Origin of the sequence: Streptomyces sp. ISL-66 (assembly GCF_018614135.1) — a bacterium.
GTDB lineage: Bacteria > Actinomycetota > Actinomycetes > Streptomycetales > Streptomycetaceae > Streptomyces.
Genome location: NZ_JAGGOW010000204.1, coordinates 1 through 6,289 on the forward strand (window position 1 = coordinate 1; position 6,289 = coordinate 6,289).

The 6,289-nt window shown below is 72.0% G+C and carries 7 protein-coding genes; 5 read left to right on the forward strand and 2 right to left on the reverse strand.

The window, feature by feature from the left end; genetic code table 11:
• The coding region (locus tag J7E97_RS32640) for a serine/threonine-protein kinase (protein ID WP_308346908.1) at window positions 1–934 on the reverse strand (934 nt) is incomplete at its 3' end.
• 105 nt (window positions 935–1,039) lie between these two features.
• Between J7E97_RS32640 and J7E97_RS32645 the strand changes: the two genes are divergently transcribed.
• The 5 genes from J7E97_RS32645 to proC all read left to right on the forward strand — a co-directional run bounded on the left by J7E97_RS32645 (window position 1,040) and on the right by proC (window position 4,556).
• The gene (locus tag J7E97_RS32645; RefSeq protein WP_215034793.1) at window positions 1,040–1,342 is read left to right on the forward strand and encodes a peptidase; all 303 of its coding nucleotides are present in this window, start codon (window positions 1,040–1,042) and stop codon (window positions 1,340–1,342) included.
• An 87-nt stretch (window positions 1,343–1,429) separates the two neighbouring features.
• Window positions 1,430–1,966, forward strand: a complete 537-nt coding sequence (locus tag J7E97_RS32650; protein ID WP_215034794.1) for a hypothetical protein — start codon at window positions 1,430–1,432, stop codon at window positions 1,964–1,966.
• A gap of 117 nt (window positions 1,967–2,083) precedes the next feature.
• Window positions 2,084–2,899, forward strand: coding sequence for an ABC transporter ATP-binding protein (locus J7E97_RS32655; RefSeq protein WP_215034795.1), 816 nt, complete (start codon window positions 2,084–2,086; stop codon window positions 2,897–2,899).
• The gene (locus J7E97_RS32660) at window positions 2,896–3,633 is read left to right on the forward strand and encodes an ABC transporter permease (protein WP_215034796.1); all 738 of its coding nucleotides are present in this window, start codon (window positions 2,896–2,898) and stop codon (window positions 3,631–3,633) included. Before J7E97_RS32655 ends, J7E97_RS32660 begins: the two co-directional genes overlap by 4 nt.
• A gap of 113 nt (window positions 3,634–3,746) precedes the next feature.
• A complete protein-coding gene (gene proC, locus J7E97_RS32665; RefSeq protein ID WP_215034797.1) occupies window positions 3,747–4,556 on the forward strand; it encodes a pyrroline-5-carboxylate reductase in 810 nt (269 codons plus the stop codon).
• Between the two features lie 70 nt (window positions 4,557–4,626).
• Here proC and trpS read toward each other — a convergent pair whose 3' ends face one another.
• Complete coding sequence (trpS, locus tag J7E97_RS32670) at window positions 4,627–5,625, reverse strand: tryptophan--tRNA ligase (protein ID WP_215034798.1); 999 nt, start codon at window positions 5,623–5,625, stop codon at window positions 4,627–4,629.
• Between the last annotated feature and the right edge of the window lie 664 nt (window positions 5,626–6,289).

Below are 6,289 nucleotides of genomic sequence, written 5' to 3' on the forward strand. Positions count from 1 at the left end.
GCCCTCGTTCCCGTGGCCCGCGCGCAGGAGCGGCGATCCGGTCCCGCCGGTGCGTGGCCTGCTCCTCGGGCACCGGCCGCCGCGGCCGCGGGATGAAGGCCTGGGTGTCCTCGTCCGTCGGGTACGCCACCGCCCGCAGCTCGGCGATCAGCGCGTCCGCGCTGGGCCGCTCGGCCGGGTCCTTGGCCAGGCAGCGCGCGACGAGCGGGGCGAGCCGCCGCGGCACCCCGGCGAGGTCCGGCTCGCTGTGCACCACCTGGTACGCCACGAGGTAGTGGCTGTCGGAGTCGAAGGGCCCCCGCCCGGTCGCCGCGTGTACCAGCACCGCCCCCAGGGCGAACACGTCGGCCGCGGTCCCCACCTCCCGGGGCCGCTGGAACTGCTCGGGCGCCATGAAGGGCGGGGTCCCGATCAGCTTCCCGGTCTCGGTCCGCAGGTCGCTGTCGGCCGGCCGCGAGATCCCGAAGTCGATGACGCGCACCCCGTCCGGGGCCATCAGTACGTTGCTGGGCTTCAGGTCCCGGTGCACGACCCCGGCCCGGTGGATGTCCCGGAGCGCCTCCGCGAGTCCGGCGGCGAGCCGCGCCAGTTCCCTGGGCTCGAGCACCCGCTCCCGTACCCGCTCGGCGAGCGTCGGGGCGTCGATGAACAGCGTGGCCATCCAGGGCCGCTCGGCATCCGGGTCCGCGTCCACGACGGGCGCGGTGAAGGCTCCGCTCACCCGCCGGGCGGCCGTGACCTCCTGGCGGAACCGGGCCCGGAACTCGGGATCCACCGCGTGCTCGGCGTGCACGATCTTGACGGCGAGTTTCAGCCCCGACTCGGAGGTGGCCAGGTGGACGACACCCATGCCGCCGGAACCGAGCACGGATTCGAGCCGGTACTGCCCGGCATACTCCGGAAACCCCGCGTAGTCCGCGCGCAGCGAATGCACCGCTCACCACCCCCGCCGGAGCCTAGTCGATCGCCCTGGCGAATCCCCAAGGTCCTGCTACCCTGCGCGAGTTGCGCAGTGCAACGACCAAGGGGGAGATTTCGCATGTCCGTTGAGAGTGATTCCAGCCAAGTCCAGAGCCTTGCCTCGGGGTCGGGATTCCCGCAGTTTCCGGTCGCGCCCGGCTACCGCGTGAACGTCCGCAGCGGCCCCGGCACCAACTACTCGATCACCCGGGTCCTGCCGCTCGGTGCCTACGTCTCGATCCGCTGCCAGTGCGAGGGCACGAACGTCTCCGGCCCGTACGGCACCTCGAACATCTGGGATTGCATCGGCAACGGCGAGTTCGTCGCCGACGCCTACGTGAAGACGGGCAGCGACGGCTACGTCGCCACCCGCTGCGCCTGACGCCCGTCCCGCACGGCGGCGCGTCCGCGCGGTCTGGCCCGTGAGACGCCCCGGGCAGGTCCCGGCCGGCGGGGGATAATCGCTGGTGTGAACGACGACCAGCGAGACCAGACCCCCGCCGAGCCGGCCGCCGAGGCCCCGGCGCCCGCACCCACGGGCCCCCAGCCCGAGCCGATCCGGTTCTTCGGCACCACCTGGGTGAACCACGACGGCGGCTACGCCCTGCGCCGCGTCGGCATGGCCGTCGCCGCCCTGGTCGTCGCCGTCGCCGGCGCCTTGCTGCTCCGCCTCTCCTACGAGGGCCTGGAGATCGGGAACGTCGGCGCGTTCCTCAGCATCTCGGTCGTCGTCCTCTTCGCGATCGCCAGCTCCATCGCCTTCGCCAAGACCTGGGACTCCTTCAGCCGCCGCCAAGCCCCGTCCTCCGACGAGGCCGCCCTCAAGGGCCTCAAGGCGATCGGTTTCATCGGCAGCCTCATCGCGTACTTCCTGCGCTGCTTCATCGAGGCCCCCGGCGAGAAGCTGCACCGCGCCGAGTACGAGCGCGCCACGGCCGAATCCGCCCGCCGCCGCGGCTCCCGCACGGGCAACCCGGCCGCCCGCCGCCCCAAGCGCAAGAAGTAGCCACCTCCGCGCTTCCGCGCCCTCGGCCACCGAGCCCCCGGGCGATCCACCCGTCCGGGCGCGGCCGCGTGCTCCCGAGGCTTGCGCCCGAGCACAGCCAGGAGCAATATTCATCACATGACGAATAACCAAGTCGCCGCCGTCCAAGCACGCGGCCTCACCGTCCGCCGCGGCACCGGCCGCAGCCCCCGCACCGTCCTCGACGACCTCGCCTTCGACGTCCCCCGCGGCCGGATCACCGGCCTCCTCGGCCCCTCCGGCTGCGGCAAGTCCACCCTGATGCGCGCCGTCGTCGGCACGCAGGCCCACGTCACCGGCACCCTCGACGTCCTCGGCCGCCCCGCCGGCCACCCCGAGCTCCGCTCCCGCATCGGCTACGTCACCCAGGCGCCCTCCGTCTACGACGACCTCACCGTCCGGCAGAACCTCGACTACTTCGCCTCCGTCCTCGACCCGGGCCGAGCCGCCGCCGACCGCCGCCACGAGGCCGTCACCCGGGCCATCGCCGACGTCGACCTCACGACCCACACCACCGCCCTCGCCGGCAACCTCTCCGGCGGACAGCGCAGCCGCGTCTCCCTGGCCGTCGCCCTCCTCGGCAGCCCCGAACTCCTCGTCCTCGACGAGCCGACCGTGGGCCTCGACCCCGTCCTGCGCCGCGACCTGTGGAGCCTCTTCCACGACATCGCCGCCACCCGCGGCGCCACCCTCCTCGTCTCCTCCCACGTCATGGACGAAGCCGAGCGCTGCCACGACCTGCTCCTCATGCGCGAGGGCCGCCTCCTCGCGCAGGGCACCCCGGACGCACTGCGCACCCGTACCCACGCCGACACCGTGGAAGAGGGCTTCCTCCGCCTCGTCGACGAAGCCAACGCCCAGGCCGCCGCCGTCACCCGCACCGGCGCCGAAACCGCCCACGGGAGCACCCGATGACCGCCGCCCGCACCACCGCGACCGCCGCCCGCGTCCTGCGCCAGCTCCGCCACGACCCCCGCTCCATCGCACTGATGCTGCTGGTCCCGGTCCTGATGCTGATCCTGCTGCGCTACGTGTTCGACGGCAGCCCGCGGACCTTCGACAGCATCGGCGCCAGCCTCCTCGGCATCTTCCCGCTGATCACGATGTTCCTGGTCACCTCGATCGCCACCCTGCGCGAGCGCACCTCCGGCACCCTGGAACGCCTCCTCGCCATGCCGCTCGGCAAGGGCGACCTCATCGCCGGCTACGCCCTCGCCTTCGGCGCCGTGGCCGTCGTCCAGTCCCTGCTCGCCACCGGCGTGGCCCTCTGGGTCCTCGGCCTCGACGTCGTCGGCTCCCCCTGGCTGCTCCTGCTCGTCGCCCTGCTCGACGCGCTCCTCGGCACCGCGCTGGGCCTCTTCGTCTCCGCCTTCGCGGCGTCCGAGTTCCAGGCCGTCCAGTTCATGCCGGCCGTGATCTTCCCCCAGCTCCTGCTGTGCGGCCTCTTCGCGGCCCGCGCCACCATGCAGCCGGTCCTGGAAGGGATCTCCAACGTCCTGCCCATGTCCTACGCCGTCGACGGCATGACCCAGGTCCTCACCCACACCGACATGACCGCCGACTTCGTCCGCGACGCCGTCATCGTCGCGGGCTGCGCCCTCGTCGTCCTCGCCCTCGGCGCCGCCACCCTCCGCCGCCGCACCCCCTGACCGCACTCCGGACACGACGTCCCCGGTCGCCGCCCGGGTGCGAGGATGACCACGCGGACACCGCACACGCGGCGCGCGTACACGCACCAACAGTTCGGCGAGGTGAATCGGGCATGACCCAGACAGTCGCAGTCCTCGGTACCGGCAAGATCGGCGAGGCCCTGCTCAGCGGAATGATCCGCGGCGGCTGGCCCGCCTCGAAGCTCCTCGTCACCGCCCGCCGCCCGGAGCGCGCCCAGGAGCTCGTCGCCCGCTACGGCGTCGAGGCGGTCTCCAACGCCGAAGCCGCCAAGCGTGCCGACACCCTCATCCTCACCGTGAAGCCGCAGGACATGGGCAAGCTCCTCGACGAGCTCGCCCCGCACGTCCCCGCCGACCGCCTGGTCGTCAGCGGCGCGGCCGGCGTCCCGACCTCCTTCTTCGAGGAGCGGCTCGCCGCCGGCACCCCCGTCGTCCGCGTCATGACGAACACACCGGCCCTCGTCGACGAGGCCATGTCCGTCATCTCGGCCGGCAGCCACGCCACCGCCGCGCACCTCCTGCACACCGAGGAGATCTTCGGCAGCGTCGGCAAGACCCTGCGCGTCCCGGAATCCCAGCAGGACGCGGCGACCGCCCTCTCCGGCTCGGGCCCCGCCTACTTCTACTTCCTCGTCGAGGCCATGACCGACGCGGGCATCCTCCTCGGCCTGCCCCGCGCCCAGGCGCACGACCTCATCGTCCAGGCCGCCATCGGAGCCGCCGTCATGCTCCGCGACAGCGGCGAACACCCGGTCAAGCTCCGCGAGGCCGTCACCTCTCCGGCCGGCACCACCATCAACGCGATCGTCGAGCTCGAGAAGCACGGCGTACGGGCGGCCCTGATCGCCGCCCTCGAAGCGGCCCGCGACCGCAGCCGCGAACTCGCCTCCGGCAACAGCTGACGGCCGATCGTCCCCCGGAGCGTCCCGGTACGGGGCCGCGCGCGCAGCCCCGTACGGATCCCTCCGCCCCTCAGGGCTCCAGCAGGCCGATGGCCCGGTAGGCCCGGTCGACGACGGGTCGGGCGATCGCCCGGGCCCGTCCGGCGCCCTCGCGCAGCACCGCCTCCACCGCCCCGGGATCGGCCGCGAGCTCCGCGTGCCGCTCCCGCACCGGCCGCAGCAGCTCCACCACGGCGTCGGCGACGTCCCGCTTCAGCGCCCCGTAGCCGCTGTACCCGTCGGCGAGCTCGGCCGGCTCGCCCCCGGTGCACGCCGCGAGCACGTCCAGCAGGTTCGCGACCCCGGGCCGCGACGCCCGGTCGTAGACCACTGGGCCGTCCCCGCTGTCGGTGACGGCCCGCATCACCTTCTTACGGACGACCTCCGGCTCGTCGAGGATGAACACCACCCCCGGCCCGGCGCCCCCGGACTTCCCCATCTTCGCCGTCGGCTCCTGCAGGTCCATGACCCGCGCGCCCACCACCGGATGCGTCGCCTTCGGCACGGTGAAGGTGTGCCCGTACCGCTGGTTGAACCGCACGGCCAGATCCCGGGTCAGCTCCACGTGCTGGCGCTGGTCCTCGCCGACCGGCACCTCGTCCGTCCGGTAGGCCAGGATGTCCGCGGCCATCAGCGCGGGATAGGTGAGCAGCGACAGTCGCACGCCGTCCCCGGCCGCCTGCGCCTTCGCGGTCTTCTCCTTGTACTGGACCATGCGCCGCAGCTCCCCGTCGGAGGCGGTGCACTCCATCAGGTAGGCCAACCGCGCGTGCTCGTCGACATGGCTCTGCACGAACAGCGTGCACCTGTCGGGCGTCAGGCCGGCGGCGAGCAGCAGCGACGCCGCCTGCCGACTGAGCCGGCGCGCCCGCGCCGGATCGTGCTCGACGGTGAGGGCGTGCAGATCGACCACGCAGAACAGCGCGTCGTCGGGCCGCTGCTCGGCCGCGACCCACTGCCGTACGGCCCCCAGGTAGTTCCCCAGCGTCAGATGCCCGGTCGGCTTGACCCCGCTGAAGATCCTCGTCATGTCGTTGCTCCCTGCTCGTGTCGGTGTGGGTGTCGACGTCACCGCGTGGGGCGACCGAGCCACTCCCGGGAGGGGAGAAACAAAAACGGCCGCCGTGGGCGGCGGCCGTCGAGCGCATGCGTGCTCGTGTGGATGGTCGGCCGCCGTCAGGCGGCCCACCAGCGAAGGTCGAGCAAGAGCGCATGCGTAGTCATGGACCCAGGCTAGACCGTGGGGGACGAAGAGGGCACGAGGTTTGACCAACCGGCGCGGCCGGTCAGCCTGGGGTTGACACTGATGTGCCGCATCCGTATGGTTCTTCGAGTTGTCCGAAGTGAGCGCCGACCCCCGGTCGGTCCCCGGACGGCCATCCCGCACTACACATTCGAACGAACGACGCACTTTGTCGTCCCGTTTTTCATGCGTATTTGCGAATGAGGAATCCGCGTTCTCGAACGCGGCCCCCGATTAGGTTCGGGGCAAGGAATCCGCTACTGTCTCACTCGCCGCAAGGGCCTAACAGCCCAAACGGCAAGCCCGCTGACCGGGAGTCAGGCCCGAAAGGATCTGATAGAGTCGGACTCGCCGGAAAGGGAAAACGCGAAAGCGAATGACCTGGAAGGCGGAAAACAAGCGGGACTGGCTCTGATAGAGTCGGAAACGCAAGAACGAAGGAAGCGCCCGG

Coding starts and splice junctions, on each gene's coding strand:
- J7E97_RS32655 (WP_215034795.1), top strand. CDS start 2,084: ATGACGAATAACCAAGTCGCCGCCGTCCAAGCACGCGGCCTCACCGTC.
- J7E97_RS32645 (WP_215034793.1), top strand. CDS start 1,040: ATGTCCGTTGAGAGTGATTCCAGCCAAGTCCAGAGCCTTGCCTCGGGG.
- trpS (WP_215034798.1), bottom strand. CDS start 5,625: ATGACGAGGATCTTCAGCGGGGTCAAGCCGACCGGGCATCTGACGCTG.
- proC (WP_215034797.1), top strand. CDS start 3,747: ATGACCCAGACAGTCGCAGTCCTCGGTACCGGCAAGATCGGCGAGGCC.
- J7E97_RS32660 (WP_215034796.1), top strand. CDS start 2,896: ATGACCGCCGCCCGCACCACCGCGACCGCCGCCCGCGTCCTGCGCCAG.